Source organism: Gordonia oleivorans (genome assembly GCF_040044975.1).
Classification (GTDB): Bacteria; Actinomycetota; Actinomycetes; order Mycobacteriales; family Mycobacteriaceae; genus Gordonia; species Gordonia oleivorans.
On sequence record NZ_JBDZDI010000004.1, the window covers coordinates 149808 to 167041 of the forward strand.

Below are 17234 nucleotides of genomic sequence, written 5' to 3' on the forward strand. Positions count from 1 at the left end.
GCCGATCAACCTCTGACACGGCCGACCTACACCGAACAGACAAGGGACAACAAGCCATCTCGACGCCGACCGAACCCCGGACACCGCCGGTGAGACGGCTCCGACCGGAGCGACGTACCCGGCTCGATCTCATCGTGAGCGCCCTGATCGTGGTGGTGCTCGTCGTGGGTGCCGTGGCGGTGTGGTCGGTCAGCCCGGCTCGTCACACCACCAGCGAGCAGGCCGACGCCACCCCGGCGGCCGTCGAACCGGCGGCCGCGGTGCCGGCCTCCTTCACCCCCCGCTGGCATGCCGCCTCCGGCGCGACGACGGTTCCCGCGGTGGCGGCGTCGACCATCATCACCGCCGACGGTGGGACCGTCACCGGACGCGACCCGTCGACGGGCGGGCAACTGTGGACCTACTCCCGCGACGCACCCCTGTGCACCGCCGTCGCCGCGTGGCCGGACAGCCTCAACGAGGCCATCGCGGTCTACCGCAATTCGCGGGGATGCTCGGAGGTCACCGCACTCGACGCGGCGACCGGCGGGCGCAAGGGTGCCCGGACCAGCGACGCCGACGACGAGGTGACCGTGACCGCGGGATCGGGATACGTCCTGGCGCAGGGTTCGGGCCGGTTGGAGACCTGGGGATCGAACCTGGTCCGCGGAATCGAATACGGCCGGGTCACCGCGCCGGTCAAGCCGGGCGTGCAGCCCGGACGCAGCGACTGCCACCTGTACTCCGCCGCGATCGCCGGTGATCGGATCGCCGTCATCGAGCGGTGCGCCGGCGACACCGGTTATCGGCTGACGGTGCTCGGTGCGGTCCTCGACAGCGACGAGCGGGTCAGCCAGTACGGTTCCTCACTGATCACCGACCGCGCCACCGGCGCACCGCCGGTGGTCATCGGGATGAGCACCTCGGCCATCGCGGTCTACGACGGCGGTGCCAACGCCGCCGCACCCACCCCGCCGAGCGTGCGTCAGTTCGGTTCCGACGGCGCGCAGACGGGTTCCAACACCGTCAACGGGCTCGCGAGCCCGCCCGCCGACAGCGTCGCACTCACCTCGGGTGGGCTGGTCACCTACTTCACCGGCACCGACACCCTGGTGCTCGACGCCGGCACGATGCGCCCGAAGTATCAGGTCCCGGCGGCGCTCGGCCCGGGCGAGATGATGGGCGACGAACTCCTGCTTCCCGGGCCGTCGGGGATCAGCGTGCGCAACCCGGCGACCGGTGAACCGGTACGCACCATCCCGCTGACCCGCCACGACTACCAGGGTGGCGTGATCAGCCTGCGGGTACTCGGCGACAAGGTGATCGAACAGCGCGGCGGCATCGTCGAGGCGTTCGCACCGCAGAGCTGACAGCGGAGTCCCTCGGTCAGCTCAGATCCGAGGTGACCACGTCCGCGCCGCCATCCCAGTGCTTCCACAGATTCTCGGCCAGCTGACGATATGCGGTGGCGCCCTTGTTCTTTCGTCCCCGCATCACCGACGCACCGGATGCCGACGCCTCGGCGAAGCGCACGGTACGCGGGATCGGCGGATCGAGCACCGGCAGGTCGTAGCGGTCGGCGACATCGGAGAGCACGTCACGGCTGTGGGTGGTGCGGGCGTCGTACAACGTCGCCACCGCACCGAGCATCGTCAGGTTCGGATTCGTGATCTGCTGCACCTCGGTCACCGTGCGCAGGAGTTGACCCACCCCACGATGTGCCAGCGTCTCGCACTGCAACGGCACCATGACCTCGTCGGCCGCGGTCAGTCCATTGAGCGTCAACACCCCCAACGACGGCGGGCAATCGATGAGGATCACGTCGAAATCCTCGGCCACCTCCGCCAGCGCGCGCTTGAGCGCGTATTCGCGCCCGGGTCGCATCAGCAACAGCGCCTCGGCGCCGGCCAGATCGATGGTCGCCGGCAGGAGGGTCACCTTGTCCTCGGTGTCGAGGAGGACATCGGCGATCTCCTCGTCCCCCAGGAGGACGTCATGCACCGACGCCTGGATCTGGTCGGGATCGTGTCCCAACGAAAACGTCAGGCACCCTTGGGGATCCAGATCCACCACCAGAACCGACACATCCAAGTCGGCCAACGCCGCCCCCACGGATGCGACGGTCGTGGTCTTGGCCACCCCGCCCTTTTGGTTGGCAATCGCGAGAATGCGCGTCATGGCGTCCACCATACGGCCACCGGTGTGCTTATTCTGTGCGGCCGACCACATCGGCGACGCGGATCCGATCACACCACGCCGCGCACCGCCATACCCGCTCGGATCAGCGCGTTCCCCGCCGCTTCGACCCGGGCGGCGAACCCTTCGGGCGGCCCGATCGGGCGGGCGGCTCGGGTTCGGAGATCTCCAGATCGCCGGCGATCCAGCGCAGCGACGCCGGGGCGAACAGGAAGCCGAGTGTGATCAGGGCCAGCAGACCCAGCGGCACCGCCCACAGCGGCTGATGGCTGGTGAAGAGGTAGTAGGACACCGGCAGCAGCAGGATCTGCGCGACCACCGAGATCGCCCGGCCCCACCGCCGTCCCGTAACCAGCGCCACACCGCCGGCCAGCACCCCACCGAAGATGATGGCCAGCCACAACGCCGTTCCGATGCCGTTGAACGCATCGTGCCGATCCTCGGTCAGTCCCCGGATCACCAGGACCGCCGCCACGATCAGGGCGAGCACTCCCTCGAGGGTCGTCAGGGCGCCGGCGACCCGGATCGGGGTCGGTGGCCGATCGGTGTCGGCCGCGTCCGTACCGGTGGCGGGATCACTGCGCTTGCTCACCCGTCCAGGGTAAAGGGGATGATGTGGCACGCCCTCGCCACCCGAACCTGCGCCGGTCGGGGTCGACCCCATATCCTCGGATGTCGTGCGCGTCATGCTCATCGTCAATCCATTCGCCACTGCGACCAGTCCGGCCGGCCGTGATGCGCTCGTGCACACCCTGGGCGCGCACTTCCCCGTCGACGTCGAACACACCACGCATCGGGGACATGCCGGCGAGCTCGGTGCCCGGGCGGTCGCGGAGAACTACGACGCGGTCATCGTCCACGGGGGCGACGGTTCGGTCAACGAGACGGTCAACGGCCTGCTCGGCCCGCCGACACGCACGCCGCCCGCCCGCCTTCCCGCGCTGGCGGTGATCCCCGGCGGCAGCGCCAATGTGTTCTCCCGCACCCTGGGCATCGACGCCGATCCCCTCCAGGCCACCCGGCAGGTGATCGATCTCCTCGACCGCGGCAGCCACCGGCGCATCGGATTGGGACATTCCGCGGACCGCTGGTTCCTGTTCAACGCCGGCATGGGCATGGACGCGATCATCGTCCACGCCATGGAGGACAAACGCCACGCGGGCAAGCCGGCCACCCCGGTCCGATACCTCACGACGACCATCACCAGTTTCTTCACCAATGCCGGGGGCACAAGCACTTTCACCGTCACCGCCGACGGCCACGAGCCGGTCGACGGGGTGCGTTTCGCATTCGTCAGCAACACCAGTCCGTGGACCTACCTCGGGCGCCGCGAGATCCGCACCAATCCGACGACCGGTTTCGGCACCCGCCTCGGCGTCTTCGCGGCCACCACCACCGGAGTGCTGCGTAATCTCCCGCTGGCCCTACGACTTCTCGGCGGCGCCGACCCGAAGGCCCGTCACCTGTTCCGCGACGACGACGTGACGTGGGTGGCCTTTGCCGCCGAAGAGCCGATCGACGTGCAGATGGACGGCGACTACATCGGCGCCTTCACCGACATCCGGTTCGACTTCTTGCCCGACGCCCTCGACGTCGTCGCACCCGAACTCGGCACGCCCCGAGGGTGACCGACGCCACTGCGCGTAACACCCGCGTCGCTTCGGCTGTGTCACGAATCACCACCCCGCGCGCGGGCGACGTGGCACCCATCGGTGACGACCTGCGAAAACACCTGACGAAAACGCCAAAGCCAGCGTAGAATAGAACATCGGAGTTCGAGCTGACACACCGCCCCCCTGCAATTCGGGCGGGACCGACAGTGATATTGCACACGTGTTAACGGAACACCATTGACTTCGGCTGGATTCGTGAAAGTATTCACAAGCAACAGCGCGGAAACATTTGGTGCCTCCGCGTGAACTATCGGTTACAGCCAACACGAACCAACCAACGGTTATCGAGTGGTGCGCACGCGCACGTGAAGGAGAAGGAATGGACTGGCGTCACAAGGCCATTTGTCGCGACGAAGATCCGGAACTGTTCTTCCCGGTGGGAACCAGTGGTCCGGCCATCGCGCAGGTCGCCGATGCGAAGCTCGTCTGCGCGCGGTGCCCGGTCACCGCAGAGTGCCTGTCGTGGGCACTGGAATCGGGCCAGGACGCAGGCGTCTGGGGCGGGATGAGCGAGGATGAACGACGCGCACTGAAGCGCCGCACCGCACGCACCCGCACACGCAGCAGCGTCTGAGCGATCAGATCAACACGCCGCCACTGTCCGGCGGCACCCAGAAGACCCGGCCACGGCCGGGTTTTTTGGTGTTCAGCGCATTGTCTCGCGTCGCAGCGGCACGGTGATCTCCACCTGTGTTCCCGCCCCGACCGGGTTGGGTCCCGCCGACACCTCGCCGCCGAGCTCGATCGACACGAGTGTCTGCACGATCCGCAACCCCAGCCGGTCCGACGACGCCAGGTCGAATCCCTCGGGCAGTCCCGAACCGTTGTCACGCACCAGGATTCGCAGGCGCCGTACGTCGCGATCGGCCCGGATCTCGATCAGCGCGTCGGGCCGTTCGGCCGCGAAACCGTGCTCGATCGCATTCTGGATCAGTTCGGTGAGGACCATCACCAGCGGCATCGCGAGATCCGAGGCCAGCACACCCAGCCGGTCGACCCGTCGCACCATCACCGGACGTTCGCCGGAGGCCACGTCGACCAGTGTGGGGACCAGACGATCGACCGCCTCGTCGAGATCGACCTCCTCGTCGACACTGCCGGAGAGCAACTCGTGCACCAGGGCGATGGAACCGACGCGACGCACCGCCTCGGTGAGGGCCGCACGGGCCTCGGCGTTACTGGTCCGCCGGGCCTGCAGACGCAGGAGCGCCGACACCGACTGCAGGTTGTTCTTGACCCGGTGATGGATCTCGCGGATCGTGGCGTCCTTGCTGATCAGGGCCAGATCGCGGCGTTTGACCTCGGTGACGTCGCGGATCAGGACGATCGCGCCGGTGCTCTCTCCACGGGGACGCAGCGGCACCGCACGCAGCAACACCGAGGCACGGCGGGCGTCGGCCTCCATCCGCATCCCGACGTCGCGGTACGGCCCGGCCGGCGGTGCGCTGACACCCGCCGCGGCGTCGATCATCAGGGCGGCGTCCTCGGAATCGAAGGGATCGGTGAGCAGCGAGGCGGTCACCGCCGACAGTCGTGCGCCGGTGAGTTCGGCGGTCCAGCCCATCCGATGAAACGCCGACAGCGCGTTCGGACTCGAATACACCACCATGCCGCGGGCGTCGACGCGCACGAATCCGTCTCCGGCGCGCGGCGTCGACAATCCACGCGGATTTCCCTCCAGTTGGGGGAACGTCCCGTCGGAGACCATCTGACAGAGGTCGTTGGCGCAGTCCTGATAGGCCAGTTCCAGCGGCGACGGCAACCGCGGATGCGTCAGGTCCACCGCACGGGTGAGCACCCCGATCACCGCACCGTCGTACCCCACCGGCACGGCCTCGCGCCGGATCGCCATCGCACCGAACCACGTCGGGTCCTCGTCACGCAGAATCCGCCGTTCCTCGAATGCCCGCGGCACCTGCGGATTCTTGGCCGGGTCGACGACGGTACCCACCTCATCGGCGGGGAAGACGGTGGAGGCGGTGTTGGGTCGGCATTGCGCCACGCTGACGATGTCGGAGGATTCGGTGCGCACCGACAGCACGAAGTCCGCGAACGACAGGTCGGCGAGCAATTGCCACTCGGCGACCAGCCGCTGCAGATGGGCGGCGGCGTGATCGGAGAGTGTGGTGTGTTCGGCCAGCAGATCGGCCAGGGTCGACATGGGCGCCCGCGGTCACCGGTAGACGGCGATGACGTCGCCGGCCTGGACGACGTCGCCGACGGCGACCTTGACCTCGGCGATCACACCGGGCTCCTCCGCGAGAACCGGGATCTCCATCTTCATCGACTCCACGAGCACGATCGTGTCACCGACGTCGACCGCTTGTCCCGCGGTGACCAGCACCTCCATCACGCTCGCGACGATCTCGGCCACGACGTCTTCTGCCATAGGGACAACCTAGCCGGGATGCGCGGGCGAGCCCCGACCACCGGCCGATTCTCGGATGCGGGCGACCTCATGGGACACTGGTGGGTGCACATTTCGACGAAGGAGGCCCGCCATGGGTAAGCGCGGACGCAAAAAGCGCGCACGTAAGAAGAACGCAGCCAATCACGGCAGGCGCCCCAACTCCTGAGCATCTTGCACAGCGACACGGGAAAACGCCCGGAACGGTGACGCCGGTCTGATCGACCGACTCCCGACCGGGCGTTTTTTTGTGCCGTCACTCCCCGGTGGTCACTCCCCGGTGGAGTACCGCGTCTCGGTGACGACGACGGTCCGGCGGATCTCGACGCGCAGCCGGTCACGCAGGCCCTTCGGCGCCTGATCCCCTCCGCACTTCCGGTTGATCAGGGCCTTCAAGTCGCTCTCGATGCCGTAGTGGGCCAGGCACGACGGGCAGTTGTCCAGATGCGACTTGAGCCGTTCCCGCGCGTCGGGGTCGCATTCGTTGTCCAGCAGCAGCCAGACGTCGGCGATGACCGCCGAGCAGTCCAGCGAGGTGAACTCCGGGTCGTCGTCGGGTATGGGTGTCGTGGTGTTCTCGCTCACTGGGTCACCTCGCTCTTCGCCGTGGCCGACCGGTTGAAGCCGCGTTCACGTGCGACGTCGGCCAGCAGTTCCCGAAGCTGACGGCGTCCCCGATGCAGCCGCGACATGACGGTCCCGATCGGTGTGTCCATGATCTCGGCGATCTCCTTGTACGGAAGACCTTCGACGTCGGCGTAGTAGACGGCCATCCGGAAATCCTCCGGCAACGCCTGCAGGGCCGCCTTGATCTCGTCGTCGGGGAGCGCGTCGAGCGCCTCGATCTCCGCCGATCGCAGCCCCGTCGAGGTGTGCTCGGCGGTGGCGGCGAGCTGCCAGTCGGTGATCTCGTCGGTCGGATACTGCGCCGGTTGCCGCTGCTTCTTGCGGTAGCCGTTGATGTAGGTGTTGGTCAGGATGCGATAGAGCCACGCCTTGAGATTGGTGCCCTCGCGGAACGATGCGAATGCCGAGAAGGCCTTGACGTAGGTCTCCTGCACCAGGTCCTCGGCGTCGGCCGGATTCCGGGTCATCCGCAGTGCGGCGCCGTACATCTGGTCGAGCAGCGGAAGCGCGTCGCGTTCGAACCGCTCGGTCAGGTCCTGGGACGATTCATTCGGATCGGCCCGGCGCGGCGCGGCGGATCCGGGTCCTTCGGCCGGCGCACCGGCAGCAGGAGCCGCGGCCTGGTCGGTCTGCTCCTGCTCGGTTGGGTCGGCTTCGGTCACTGCGATCCCTTCGACGCTGACGCTCGCGGGCACCGCCTCCGGCTGCCCGATGATGTCGATCAAGTCTACCGAGCGCAGCCCGTCCAACGGCTCGCGAGGGGGATCGAGGAGCATGTCCGCGGTCACCGGCCACCTGCCTTCCTCTGCATCGAGTGTGTTGCCGGACGCCGTGTCCGGTCAGTGTGGTGGGCGCCGCCGACGTCGTCACCGACGAATCGAGGTGCCCCGACATGTGGTCACAACAGGCTCGACGCGACAATTGTTCCGGTCTGTGCCAGACATGTTCGGTCCGCGCCGGACATCCGAACCCAGGAGGTAACCCGGTGGCCGCCACCCCCGCCATCGCCGCGCTCACCGCGGCGGGCATCGCACACGAGGTGCACCGCTACGCCCACGACCCGCGCAACGACAATTACGGATCCGAGGCCGTCGAGGCGCTGGGGCAGGCCCTCGGCGTCACCGCCGAGCAGGTGTTCAAGACCCTGGTCATCGAACTGTCGGGATCCCGGACGGGCCTGGCGGTCGCGGTGATCCCGGTCCCGCGGAAACTGTCGTTGAAGGCGGCCGCGGCAGCGTTGGGGGCGAGCAAGGCGGTGATGGGTGAGGCCAAGGCGGTGACCCGTTCCACCGGGTACGTCCTGGGCGGGGTCTCCCCGATCGGTCAGCGCACGGCACTGCCCACCGTCGTCGACGTCTCGGCGCTGTCCTGGCCGCAGGTCCTGTGCAGCGCCGGACGACGCGGCCTCGAGGTGGCCCTGGCGCCGGCCGACCTGGTGTCGGTGACGGCCGCGGTGACCGCCGACATCTGCGCCTGACCAGCGACGACACCGCGGGTGTCGGGGCCCCGTGCCACGATGGACCCATGTGTGGACGTTATGCGGTGACCACCGACCCGGCGAAGCTCGCCGCCGAGATCGATGCCGTCAACGAGGTGCCGGTGGTACTGGACGGCGCGACGGGCGACTCCGATGGCGGTGCGGCACCGCGGGCCCTGGGACCCAACTACAACGTCGCCCCGACCACGACGGTGATGTCGGTGGTCAAGCGGCACGACCATGACCATCCCGACGACGACCCCACGCTGCGCATCCGCGCGATGCGCTGGGGTCTGGTGCCGCCGTGGGCAAAAGAGGTCGGCAAGGGCCCGTTGCTGTTCAACGCGCGCGCCGAGACCGCGGGTGAGAAGAGTTCGTTCCGGTCGTCGGTGAAGTCGCGTCGCTGCCTGATCCCGATGGACGGGTGGTACGAGTGGAAGAAGGGCCCGCCGGATACGAAGGGCAAGCCCACCAAGGTGCCGTTCTTCATGTCGCCGGCCGACGGCACCCGGCTGTTCATGGCCGGCCTGTGGTCGGTGTGGCACGACCGTACCGACGAGGCGGCCGCTCCCCTGCTGAGTTGCTCCATCCTGACCACCGACGCGGTCGGCGATCTGGTCGAGGTGCATGACCGGATGCCGCTGATCATGCCGTATGCGCATTGGGACGCCTGGCTCGATCCCGATCACCGGGCCCCCGACGAGCTGTTCGCACCGCCGAGCGCCGAGGTGGCCGCCGCGATCACGATCCGCGAGGTGTCACCGTTGGTCAATCGGGTCGCCAACAATTCCCCGGAGTTGCTCGAACCGGTGTAGCGCGCCCCGCCATCCGTCGTCCCCGTCTCACTCGTCGGCGACGAGCACCGCGGCGCCGTCGAAGCGTCCGGCCTTGAGGTCGGCGAGGGCCTCATCGGCGCGGGTCAGCGGGTAGGGGTGGGTGGTCGCGGTGATGCCGTATTCGGTCACCAGCCGCAGGAATTCGTGGCCGTCGGCCCGGGTGTTCGCGGTGACCGAGCGGATCTCCTTCTCGTAGAACAACTCCCGCTCATAGTTGAGCTTCGGGATGTCGGTGAGGTGGATTCCGGCGATCGACAGCACCCCACCCCGGTCGAGGGCGGCCATCGCGACCGGCACCAACTCGCCGACCGGGGCGAAGGTGATCGCGGCGTCGAGCGGTTCCGGCGGTGCGTCGTAGGCACCGCTGACCGAGGCGACCCCCAGCGACCGCGCGAGTTCGGCGGCCTGCTCGCCGCGGGTCATCACGTGCACCCGTGCGCCCTGGGCGATCGCGATCTGCGTGGCCAGATGAGCGCTGCCACCGAAGCCGTAGATGCCCAGCCGCCCGCCCTCGGGCAGTGCGGCGCGCTTGAGTGCGCGGTAGCCGATGATCCCCGCGCACAGCAACGGTGCGAGTGTCACGTCGTCGACGTCGTCGGGCAGGCGGTAGGCAAAACCGGCGGGAACCGTGGTGAACTCGGCGTATCCGCCGTCGACGTCCCATCCGGTGTATGTGGATGCCGGACAGAGGTTTTCCGCGCCGCGGCGACAGTAGGCGCAGGTGCCGTCGGTGTGATGCAGCCAGGCCACCCCGACCCGGTCACCGAGCGTGAACTCACCGGTGTCGGCGCCGGGGCCGAATCCGGCGACCTCGCCGACCACCTCGTGGCCCGGTGTCACCCCGGCGCGATGGACCGGCAGGTCACCCTCGCTGACGTGCAGGTCGGTGCGGCACACCCCGCACACACGTACCCGGACCAGCAGCTCGCCGGCCGCCGGTTCGGGTACCGGCCGCTCGATCAGATCCAGCGGTCCGCTCTCGATCGGCCCCGGACGGTTGACTGCCCATGCGCGCATGACGCCACGGTAGTCCCGTGCATCGTCGAGCACGAGCCGTCAACGAAAGCTGTAGTCCTCGAGCGGGAATCGTTGCATCTGACGCAGGGTGGTGAGGGTGGAGTTGGGCCGGAGCAGGGCGGCCTCACCCTGGTGGTTGAAGTAGTAGCTGCGGGCCGATGCGCAGTCGCCCCGGTAGAAGACCGAGGACTGCAGGTGGTAGGTGACCTCGTCGAGGAACTCGGCGTTGGCCGATTCGGTGACCTCGAACGTCCGCGTACCCCGGCGTCGCAACTCACCGAAGAGGCGCGCCATGTGGCGCATCTGTCCCTCGATGGTGGTGAAATACGACAATCCGCTGTAGGAGTAGGGGCTGTTGAGCGACAACAGGTTCGGGAACCTCGGCACGGTGATGCCCTGATACGCCTGGAATCGGGTGTCGCGCCACCACCGGCCGAGGTCGACGCCGTCGCGGCCGACGATCTCGAAGGCCGGGAAGTTGGTGTCCCACAGGTCGAATCCGGTGGCGAGCACCAGGGTGTCGATCTCGATCCGCCGGCCGTCGCCGGTGACGATCGCGCCCGGTTCGAGGTGTCCGATGCCGCCGGTCTCCAGGGTCACGTTCGGGCGGGTGAAGGCCCGAAAGTAGGTGTTGGAGAAGGTCGGTCGTTTGCAGCCGAAGTCGTAGTCCGGGGTGAGCGCCCGGCGCAGCGCGGGGTCGGGCACCTGCGCCCGCAGATGCGCCTTCGCCAACAGGGCCGCGGCACGGTTGCCGAGACGCGCCTGCCGGAAGTGCAGCACACCGACCACCATCAGCAGTTCCAGCATCGAGGTGTTCACCAGGCGCACCGCCCGCTGCGTCAGCGGGATACGGGCGAAGAGGCGCTGCACCACACGTGGGATGGGAAAGTCGACCTTGGGCACCACCCAGATCGGCGTGCGCTGGAACACGGTGAGGTGGGCGGCTTTTCGGGCCGCCTCCGGGATCAGCTGGACCGCGGTGGCGCCGGTGCCGATGACCGCGACGCGACGGCCGGACAGATCCAGGTCGTCATCCCAGTCGGCGGTGTGGGCGATGGTGCCGGCGAAGGTGTCGAGGCCGTCGAAGTCCGGGGTGTGCGGTTGGGAGAGGAAGCCGGTGGCGGTGACCAGGTATCGGCAGGTGCGCTGTGCACCGTCGGCGGTCGACACCGTCCACACCGCGGCCTCGTCGTCCCAGACCGCGCGTTCCACGACGGTCCCGAATTCCATCCGCCGTTTCAGGTCGTACTTCTCGGCGACGTCGGCGGCGTAGCGCTTGAGTTCGGGCCCGGGCGCGAACAGCCGCGACCACCGCGGATTGGGTTCGAAGGAGTAGGAGTAGGTCGCCGAGGCGATGTCGACGGCGAGACCCGGATAGTGGTTCACATGCCAGGTGCCGCCGAGATCGTCCTCCCGTTCGAGGATCACGAAGTCCTCGATGCCGAGCCGGCGGAATTCGATCGCGGCGCCGATCCCGCCGAATCCGGCGCCGACGATCACCACCTCGTGGTCAACGACCATGCCATCACCTCATGATTGCGTGTTACCCACGACACACTAACGTGATGCGGTCGCCGACCGGAACCCCCCGGCTCCCGGCGATCGGCGTCAGGCGATCGGCGAACCGTCGTAGAGCACGTCGAAGAACTGGGTCGCGACGAGCGTCTCACCCTTCTGACGGTTGATACCCAACTGTTTGCGGTAGGCCAGGATGTGCTGCAGCGACAACGCCGAATACAGCAGCGGCATGTGGTCCTTGCGCTGGTCGTAGACACCCTTGGCGCCCTTGGCCGCGGCGACGTTGCCGCGGGCGTGCGACGGATGCATCAGTGCGTCGCGGATGACGGCGGCCTTGATCATCTTCTTGCGGCCAGGCGGTACGACGACGAGCCCGCCCGGGTTGAACAGCGCGGTGTCGAACTCCTCGGCGGTGGCGACGGTGCAGCCGGCCGTCGGACGCGGATTGCACTCCACCATGTGATGCACACCGTCGTCGGTCATCAGGTAGTCGAAGGAGAGTTGACCGTGCCAGTTGAGTTCCCGGGCGATGCGCTGCGCGGTCTCCAGCGACTCCGGCGAATCGACGGACTGGAAGATGACGCCGCCGCGGTTGTCGATCGCGAGGGGATGCTCGTAGCAGGAGTGCAGCACCACCTCGCCGTGGTGGACGACGCTCCAGCTGCAGCGGTCGACGCCGGAGAGGAACTCCTGCACGAGCCACGGGTCGTCGGCGCTGGGGTGGATGTCGTCGAGATCGGTCTCGCCGGCCAGCGGGCCGGTGTTGGTGGCGATGTCGAGGCCGCCACGGCCGAAGGCGGCGCGGGCGAACCAGTGATCCCAGTGCCCGGCGGCCGCCCGCAGTTCGTCCTGGCTGGTCGCGGTGATCGTCTCGGCGACGGGCAGGCCGAGGGTGCGGCACAGGTCGGTGAAGCTGACCTTGTCGTGCACCCGGCGCAACGTCTCCAGGTCGGGGAAGAACAGTTCGATGTCGCGTCCCTGCGCGAGCCGATCCCGGTGTGCGGCGAGGTAGAAGACGTCCTCGAACATCGGCAGCAGCCAGTTGATCTGATACTCGTCGAGGATCTCGACGACGGCGTCGACGAAGGCGAGGGTCTCCTGCGTGGGTGCGGGTACCGTCACGTGCTTGCTCGCGCCCCGCGAGTGACTGCCGGGGGCCGCGCGGAAGGTGTCGGAGGCGACCACGAATCGCCCGGTCTCGCCGAGCTTGTGGATCTCGTCGACGGCAAAGGGCGTTCGGGAGGTGGTGGCGAGAATCCGCGGATCTGTCGACATGTTTGTGAAGGCTAGCGCACCCGGTGACCTTCTCCGCGCCACGTCGTGTCTGAATCTGTGCCGGAATAGATCGACGAGACCCCGTGCTTGGATGAGGCATGCCCGCTCACCGCACGATCGGCCCCTCGGCCGCATTCGCCGCCGCGGTCGCCGCCTTCGCGGTGGTGATGCTGGGAACCACTCTTCCCACCCCGCTGTATGCGATCTACGGCGCCGAACTGGACTTCGGGGTCGCCACGACGACCATCATCTTCGCGGTGTACGCCGCCGGCGTCATCACGGCGCTGATCGTGTTCGGCAGGTGGTCCGACGTCGTCGGGCGCCGGCCACTGCTGATCGCCGGTGTGGCGCTCTCGGCGATCAGCGCGATCGTCTTTCTCGCCGCGGGCGGACTGAGTCAACTCCTGGTCGGCCGCATCGTGTCGGGGTTGTCGGCCGGGATCTACACCGGCACCGCCACCGCGGCGGTGATCGAACTCGCGCCGCCGAATTGGCGATTCCGGGCACCGGCGATCGCCACGGCCGCCAACATCGGCGGGCTCGGCCTGGGACCGCTGCTCGCCGGCGTGCTCGCGCAGTACGCGCCGTCACCGTTGCACACCGTCTTCGTCGTCGACCTCGCGTTGCTGCTGGTGGTCGGGGTCGCGATCTGGTTCATCCCGGAACCGGCACGGCCGACACCCGGTGCGCGCGTGGGAGTGCAGCGGCTGTCGGTGCCACCGCAGGTGCGTGCGGTGTTCACCGGGCCGGCCATCGCGGCCTTCGCCGGCTTCGCGGTGCTGGGGACGTTCACCGCGGTCGCACCGTCGTTCCTCGCCCACGTCATCGGGATCGACAATCACTTCATGGCGGGCGCCCTCGTCGCCATCCTGCTCGGCACGTCGGCCCTCACCCAGATCGTGGGGCGGCGCGCCCCCACCGGGACCGCCCTGATCGCCGGTTGCGCGGCGCTGACCGTCGGGGTGGGGGTGATCGCCTGGGCGCTGGCCGCCGAGTCCCTGCCGCTGCTCATCGTCGGTGCGGTGATCTCCGGTGCCGGGCAGGGCATCTCGTTCAGCAAGGGCCTGGCCGCGGTGGTCGCGGCCAGTCCGGCCGATCGTCGGGCCGAGGTCACCTCCACCTACTTCGTGGTCGCCTACGTCGCCTTGTCGATCCCGATCGTCGCCCAGGGACTCGCCGCCGCCCGGTGGGGGCTGGTCCCGACGGGCATCGCCTTCAACATCGGAGTGGCGGTGCTGTGCGCCGTCGCCGCCGCACTGGTTGCCATCGCCATCCGGCGCGGGGCCACGGACGTCGACTGAGCGGCGGGGCGGGTCAGGCCCCGGCCGACTCCCCGCCCACGCCGACCGCCTCGAGGGCGGCCACCAGCGACGCGAACCGCGCATTGGCGGGCAGGTCCTCGACGAGCACCGGACGCCGCTCGTCGTCGGCCAGCGGGATGCACCAGTTGGGGTACTGATCGGCGTCGGTGCCGGGCTGATTCTGGATGCGCCGCTCGCCCACCGCATCCACCAGGGCGACGCTGAGCAGCACCGACGGGCTCGCCGCGATCAGCTGGTACAGGGCGTTGATCGTGTGCTTGTCGGTCAGTGGGGTGTCGGGTGCGAGCAGTCCACGTTCGATCGCCATCGCGAGGACCGCGTCACGGTCACGTTCCTCACGTGCCCGATCCTCGTCCTCGCTCTCGGTGAGCAGGCCGAGCTCGGCGCGCAGCGTGATGTGGTCGCCCGCCAGGTATCCGACCGTCGGTGGGAGGTCGTGGGTGGTGACCGCGGTCAGGCACAGCTCCCGGTAGCGTTCCGGCGGGATCGGCGCGTACGGGCCGTGCTCGAACCACAGGATCGAGCAGCCGAGGATTCCGCGGTCACGCAGGGTGTCCTGCACCGTGGGTTCGAACACCCCGAGATCCTCGCCGATGACGACGGCACCCGCGCGCTGCGCCTCGAGCGCGAGGATGCCGATCAACGCGTCGTGGTCGTAGCGGACGTAGGTGCCGTCGGCGGCCGACCCGCCGTCGGGAATCCACCACAGCCGGAACAGTCCGAGGATGTGGTCGACGCGTAGTCCGCCCGCGTGCCGCAGGACGGTGCGCAGCATGTCCCGGTACGGCGCGTACCCGGCCGCCGCGAGCTTCTTCGGGTGCCACGGCGGCTGATTCCAGTTCTGTCCCTGCTGATTGAATCCGTCCGGCGGCGCCCCCACCGTCGCCCCGGTGGCCAGGACGTCGCCGAGCATCCAGACGTCGGCGCTGTCGCGTCCGACGCCGACCGCGAGGTCGGCGATGATCCCGATGGACATGCCCGCCAACCGTGCCGCCTTCTGCGCGGCGGCGAGTTGTTCGTCGCAGATCCACTGCAGCCAGGTGTAGAACTCGATGCGGGTGGCCAGTCGCCGACGCTGGCGCGCCACGTAGGCGGGATCCCGCAGCTTCCCCTGCCATTTGGGACTGTCCGAACCGAACTCCTCCACCAGCGCACACCAGGTCGCGAAGTCGAGGAGGCCGTCACCCTCGCGGCGCCGGAACGCCCGGTACGACGCCTCCCGGGCGGCGCGTCGGGGCACCTCGTGGATCAATTCCAGCGCGGTCAGTTTGGCCCGAAATGCCTTGTTGCGCTTGATCTTCTTGGTCGACACATTGTCGGCCACGAAGCCTTTGGCCAGCCGGTCGATCAGTTTGCGGTGCCGTTTGGGCAGATCGGCCACCTCCGGGATGTCGACGACGGCGATGTAGAGCGGATTGACGAACCGCCGCGTCGTCGGCAGGTATGGGGAGTTCTCCACCGGGGGCACCGGCTCGGCGGCGTGTAGCGGATTGACCTGGATGAAGTCGGCGCCGTAGGTGCTGGCCGTGGACGCGGCGAGTTCGGCGAGGTCGGCGAAGTCCCCGACGCCCCACGACCGCGCCGACCGCACCGAGTACAGCTGCAGTGCCAGGCCCCACCGCTGGTCTCCGGTCAGGTCGTCGGCGGTGGTGAGGTGACGCGGGGTGACGATGAGTGGGGTGGTCTCGGTGCGCCCGGCCGCCGGATCGGTGGCGGCGATCTCGTGATAGCCCGGTTCGAGGTCGGTGGGCACGGTGAAGCTGGCACGTCCGGTGAGGACACCGTCGACCTCGACCGGTTCCCACCAGTGATCGACCTGATGCGGGCGACGCTGCACCCCGGATTCGGTGGTGATGTGCACATCGAGCGGATTGCCATGTGGCACATGGACCCAGAAGACGTCGCCGGCGCCCTCGGTGGTCACGGTGACCGGCGGGAGAAAATCCCGCCAGGGCGCCACCTCCGACTCGGCGATCGCCCGCTCGATCTCCTCGTCGGTGCCGACGGCCACGCCCAGGGCGGTCAGCACCGACCTCAGAGTCTGATCGCTCACCGTGTGTTCGAGGGAATCCCATCCCACGTAGCTGGTGGCCACTCCGCTGCGGCGCGCCAACTCTGCCAACCGTGCATCCACGTGATCGGTCACGACTTGCATCGTCTCACCGACGACGGGTCCGCGCGCGGCTTGCCGCCAAGGGTTTCCGTGGTCTTCCATTGACTGTGGCGCAGGTCACCCGGCATTGTCTTCTGGGAGCCACCCCGCATCGCGCGAAGGAGAATCACCATGACCGACGCCCTCACCCTCGACCCCGCCACCACCGCACTGGTGCTCATCGAGTTCCAGAACGAATTCACCTCCGACGGCGGGGTATTGCACGACGCGGTGGCCGAGGTGATGGACAAGACCGACATGCTGGCCAACACCGTCGCGCTCGTCGACGCCGCGCGTGCCGCCGGGGTGACGATCATGCACGCACCGATCACCTTCGCCCCCGGATACGGCGAACTCACCCGCCACCCCTACGGAATCCTCAAGGGGGTCGTCGACGGCAACGCCTTCGTCAAGGGCACCTGGGGTGCGAGCATCGTCGACGACCTGACACCGGCCGACGGCGACATCGTCATCGAGGGCAAACGCGGGCTGGACACCTTCGCCTCCACCAACATCGATTTCATCCTGCGCAGCAAGGGAATCGAGACGGTGATCCTCGGTGGCTTCCTCACCAACTGCTGTGTGGAGTCGACGATGCGCTCGGCGTACGAGAACGGCTATCGGGTGATCACCCTGACCGACTGCACCGCCGCGACGTCGGTGGCCGAACACGACAACGCGATCTCCTTCGACTACCCGATGTTCTCCCATCCGGTGGAGTCGACGCAGGTGCGTGCCGCATTCTGAGCCTCCCG

Annotated in this window: 18 protein-coding genes; 8 read left to right on the top strand and 10 right to left on the bottom strand. The window is 68.3% G+C overall.

What is annotated here, in order from left to right; translation table 11 throughout:
- The first annotated feature begins 89 nt into the window (after nt 1-89).
- A complete protein-coding gene (locus ABLE92_RS08870) occupies nt 90-1349 on the top strand; it encodes an Rv3212 family protein (protein ID WP_348804381.1) in 1260 nt (419 codons plus the stop codon).
- 16 nt (nt 1350-1365) lie between these two features.
- Here the strand turns inward: ABLE92_RS08870 and ABLE92_RS08875 are convergent, their stop codons facing one another.
- Both ABLE92_RS08875 and ABLE92_RS08880 read right to left on the bottom strand, forming a co-directional pair.
- Nucleotides 1366-2157: a ParA family protein gene (locus ABLE92_RS08875; RefSeq protein WP_348804382.1), complete on the bottom strand. Its 792-nt coding sequence runs from the start codon at nt 2155-2157 to the stop codon at nt 1366-1368.
- Nucleotides 2158-2260: 103 nt separating this feature from the next.
- Nucleotides 2261-2767 carry a hypothetical protein gene (locus tag ABLE92_RS08880; RefSeq protein WP_348804383.1) on the bottom strand — a complete coding sequence of 169 codons (507 nt, stop codon included), beginning with the start codon at nt 2765-2767 and terminating at the stop codon, nt 2261-2263.
- Between the two features lie 85 nt (nt 2768-2852).
- On the opposite strand from ABLE92_RS08880, the gene ABLE92_RS08885 reads away from it, so the two are divergent.
- Nucleotides 2853-3803, top strand: a complete 951-nt coding sequence (locus tag ABLE92_RS08885; RefSeq protein WP_348804384.1) for a diacylglycerol/lipid kinase family protein — start codon at nt 2853-2855, stop codon at nt 3801-3803.
- 364 nt (nt 3804-4167) lie between these two features.
- Nucleotides 4168-4422 (top strand): WhiB family transcriptional regulator, encoded by a 255-nt coding sequence (locus ABLE92_RS08890; RefSeq protein ID WP_006330074.1) that lies wholly within the window; start codon nt 4168-4170, stop codon nt 4420-4422.
- 72 nt (nt 4423-4494) lie between these two features.
- On the opposite strand, the gene ABLE92_RS08895 is transcribed toward ABLE92_RS08890, so the two are convergent.
- Both ABLE92_RS08895 and ABLE92_RS08900 read right to left on the bottom strand, forming a co-directional pair.
- A complete protein-coding gene (locus ABLE92_RS08895; protein ID WP_348804385.1) occupies nt 4495-6009 on the bottom strand; it encodes a sensor histidine kinase in 1515 nt (504 codons plus the stop codon).
- A gap of 12 nt (nt 6010-6021) precedes the next feature.
- On the bottom strand, nt 6022-6237 hold the full coding sequence (locus ABLE92_RS08900; protein WP_348804386.1) for a biotin/lipoyl-binding carrier protein: 216 nt from the start codon (nt 6235-6237) through the stop codon (nt 6022-6024).
- Nucleotides 6238-6349: 112 nt separating this feature from the next.
- On the opposite strand from ABLE92_RS08900, the gene ABLE92_RS26140 reads away from it, so the two are divergent.
- Complete coding sequence (locus tag ABLE92_RS26140; protein ID WP_373279550.1) at nt 6350-6424, top strand: 50S ribosomal protein bL37; 75 nt, start codon at nt 6350-6352, stop codon at nt 6422-6424.
- Between the two features lie 101 nt (nt 6425-6525).
- Here ABLE92_RS26140 and rsrA read toward each other — a convergent pair whose 3' ends face one another.
- Nucleotides 6526-6816 carry a mycothiol system anti-sigma-R factor gene (gene rsrA / locus ABLE92_RS08905; RefSeq protein WP_348804572.1) on the bottom strand — a complete coding sequence of 97 codons (291 nt, stop codon included), beginning with the start codon at nt 6814-6816 and terminating at the stop codon, nt 6526-6528.
- Nucleotides 6817-6836: 20 nt separating this feature from the next.
- Nucleotides 6837-7670 (bottom strand): sigma-70 family RNA polymerase sigma factor, encoded by an 834-nt coding sequence (locus ABLE92_RS08910; protein ID WP_425476238.1) that lies wholly within the window; start codon nt 7668-7670, stop codon nt 6837-6839.
- 197 nt (nt 7671-7867) lie between these two features.
- Here ABLE92_RS08910 and ybaK point away from each other — a divergent pair, with 197 nt between their 5' ends.
- Both ybaK and ABLE92_RS08920 read left to right on the top strand, forming a co-directional pair.
- Nucleotides 7868-8359, top strand: coding sequence for a Cys-tRNA(Pro) deacylase (ybaK, locus tag ABLE92_RS08915; RefSeq protein ID WP_348804387.1), 492 nt, complete (start codon nt 7868-7870; stop codon nt 8357-8359).
- A gap of 47 nt (nt 8360-8406) precedes the next feature.
- Nucleotides 8407-9174 (top strand): SOS response-associated peptidase, encoded by a 768-nt coding sequence (locus ABLE92_RS08920; RefSeq protein ID WP_348804388.1) that lies wholly within the window; start codon nt 8407-8409, stop codon nt 9172-9174.
- A gap of 27 nt (nt 9175-9201) precedes the next feature.
- Here the strand turns inward: ABLE92_RS08920 and ABLE92_RS08925 are convergent, their stop codons facing one another.
- The 3 genes from ABLE92_RS08925 to ABLE92_RS08935 all read right to left on the bottom strand — a co-directional run bounded on the left by ABLE92_RS08925 (nt 9202) and on the right by ABLE92_RS08935 (nt 13005).
- Nucleotides 9202-10212: a zinc-binding alcohol dehydrogenase family protein gene (locus tag ABLE92_RS08925; protein ID WP_348804389.1), complete on the bottom strand. Its 1011-nt coding sequence runs from the start codon at nt 10210-10212 to the stop codon at nt 9202-9204.
- A gap of 39 nt (nt 10213-10251) precedes the next feature.
- Nucleotides 10252-11733, bottom strand: a complete 1482-nt coding sequence (locus ABLE92_RS08930; protein ID WP_348804390.1) for a flavin-containing monooxygenase — start codon at nt 11731-11733, stop codon at nt 10252-10254.
- An 87-nt stretch (nt 11734-11820) separates the two neighbouring features.
- Nucleotides 11821-13005 (bottom strand): ATP-grasp domain-containing protein, encoded by a 1185-nt coding sequence (locus ABLE92_RS08935; RefSeq protein WP_348804391.1) that lies wholly within the window; start codon nt 13003-13005, stop codon nt 11821-11823.
- A 98-nt stretch (nt 13006-13103) separates the two neighbouring features.
- Here ABLE92_RS08935 and ABLE92_RS08940 point away from each other — a divergent pair, with 98 nt between their 5' ends.
- Nucleotides 13104-14306, top strand: coding sequence for an MFS transporter (locus tag ABLE92_RS08940; RefSeq protein ID WP_348804392.1), 1203 nt, complete (start codon nt 13104-13106; stop codon nt 14304-14306).
- Nucleotides 14307-14319: 13 nt separating this feature from the next.
- Here ABLE92_RS08940 and malQ read toward each other — a convergent pair whose 3' ends face one another.
- Entirely contained in the window at nt 14320-16482 is a 2163-nt protein-coding gene (malQ, locus tag ABLE92_RS08945) for a 4-alpha-glucanotransferase (protein WP_348804393.1), read from the bottom strand.
- A 129-nt stretch (nt 16483-16611) separates the two neighbouring features.
- On the opposite strand from malQ, the gene ABLE92_RS08950 reads away from it, so the two are divergent.
- Nucleotides 16612-17226, top strand: a complete 615-nt coding sequence (locus tag ABLE92_RS08950; protein WP_348804394.1) for a cysteine hydrolase family protein — start codon at nt 16612-16614, stop codon at nt 17224-17226.
- Nucleotides 17227-17234 lie beyond the last annotated feature (8 nt).